The organism is Pradoshia sp. (assembly GCF_051873915.1).
In the GTDB taxonomy this organism is placed as follows: domain Bacteria; phylum Bacillota; class Bacilli; order Bacillales; family Pradoshiaceae; genus Pradoshia.
The window spans coordinates 1-1671 of record NZ_JBJEFJ010000132.1 but is presented as its reverse complement, the minus strand read 5'-3'; the positions used below and the strand labels follow the sequence as shown (position 1 = coordinate 1671).

2 protein-coding genes and 1 pseudogene are annotated in these 1671 nt (G+C 39.5%); all 3 read right to left on the bottom strand.

The features are described from left to right. Window positions 1–251 precede the first annotated feature (251 nt). Window positions 252–1184, bottom strand: coding sequence for an IS30 family transposase (locus tag ACI35L_RS11835; RefSeq protein WP_439802950.1), 933 nt, complete (start codon window positions 1182–1184; stop codon window positions 252–254). Next, on the bottom strand, window positions 1112–1438 hold the full coding sequence (locus tag ACI35L_RS11830) for a hypothetical protein (protein ID WP_439802951.1): 327 nt from the start codon (window positions 1436–1438) through the stop codon (window positions 1112–1114). Before ACI35L_RS11830 ends, ACI35L_RS11835 begins: the two co-directional genes overlap by 73 nt. A 43-nt stretch (window positions 1439–1481) precedes the next feature. After that, a pseudogene (locus ACI35L_RS11825) lies at window positions 1482–1550 on the bottom strand (hypothetical protein); the annotation flags it as partial. Window positions 1551–1671: the final 121 nt, after the last annotated feature.

The following is a 1671-nucleotide window of genomic DNA, read 5'->3' as shown; positions in this document are numbered from 1 at the left end:
CCTTGAATGAAAAATTAAATATGAATATAAAATATAGCTGAAATAAAAAATTAAAAAACAGGGCAAATAATAGTGGAAAAACAGAGAAAATATGGTATAATAGGCATAGATTCGGTGACAATTTGATAATTTATCGCACAGCAAAGCAGACCTACCGCGTTTTTCATTGCAGAAGTAAACGCAATACGCCGTGATGTCATAATTTAATGATTAGCGAGTCTGTTTACTGTCTGCGTTGAATTAAAGAATTGTTATCGGGTTAACAGAGATGGATTAAGGTGGACATCATCCGCAGGGATGGTGTCCATTCCCATTAGCTCCATTAACCACTTCATATCATTGTCATCTTTGGATACAAGCTCATAAGGGCACCTGTTGTCAAGACCGGGTCTTTTGACGCTGTTAATATGATTCATCAGCAATTTGATGTCGTTGTGGTTGTATCCGTCTAAGCTTTTTCCTTTTGGAATTACATACCTGATAAACTCGTGATTTTTCTCAATTTCAGCCTTTTGCCACGAAGCCATCGGATCACAGTAGAACACTCTGCATCGTCGTTCGCCTGTATATGGTGCGAATTCAAGCTCTTCAGCTCTCTTAAACTCGGAGCCGTTGTCTGTGAGTATCACTTGAAAAAGATTTTTAAATGTATCCATATCAAGAATATTCAGCAGAAAATCAAACACATCAACTACAGTCTGCCCTTTTCCGTCGGGTATCAGAAACATCAGCATAATGTTAGTTTTCAGAAATAACATCGTCAGAATACGCTGACCTTTGGTTCTGGTTCCTAATACCGTATCCATTTGAACTATAGAGCAGTTCGGATGGTTCTCAATATACTTTTGAAAATCCCCGTAGGTTCTGCCTGTGCGAAAGTCCTGATTTCTGTAAGCAACACGCTTCTGTGTGCGTTTTCTTGGCTTGTAGCTGACTTTTCTGCGAAGGTCAATGTTGCGAACAGTAAGCATACCGGCATCAATATAATTGTACAGACTCCTCAGAGAAACAGGAAGCTCTGCCTGGTGTTCGGCATAGATATGAGTCAATGGCTGACCTTTCTTAATTTGCTTTGTAACGAGATTATCAATGCTTTTTAGCTGTTCCTCTGTCAGACGAACTCCTCGCCTTGTATCCGAACGCCTTCTGCTTGAAGCTGCATCAGCAAGTCTTGCTGAATAGATGTATCTGTTCTTGTTGCACCTGTCTTTTTGAGGACACCTGTTGCATACATAAGGAGGTTTCTCAATTTGGCTACACCTGAGCGGCGTATATCTGGGACATCCTTCCCGACAATCATAATTTCTGCATTTAACGCATGGAGTTTCACAGTATTTATCTGTGCAAACGTGTTTTTGAGTACAGCGACGTGCGTATTTACAGTCGTTGTTAAGATAGAATGAACCGTGGATGTAACTTCTGTTAGTTTTAATTTCACGAGAAATCGTCGTTGGATTTCGTCCGATATCCTCGGCGATTTTTTTGAGTGTTTTTCCTGTGCATAGTCCTGCTTCAATCGCAACTCTGTCTGATAGTGTTAATTGTTTCATGATTACCTCTTTTCAGCAGACAGTAATCATACCAATATCACACTACCTTATTGCAGAGTTAATTGCAACCATTTTCAGCCTTTTTTTCGATTTTTCTTCACATTTACTTTTTCATTTAAGG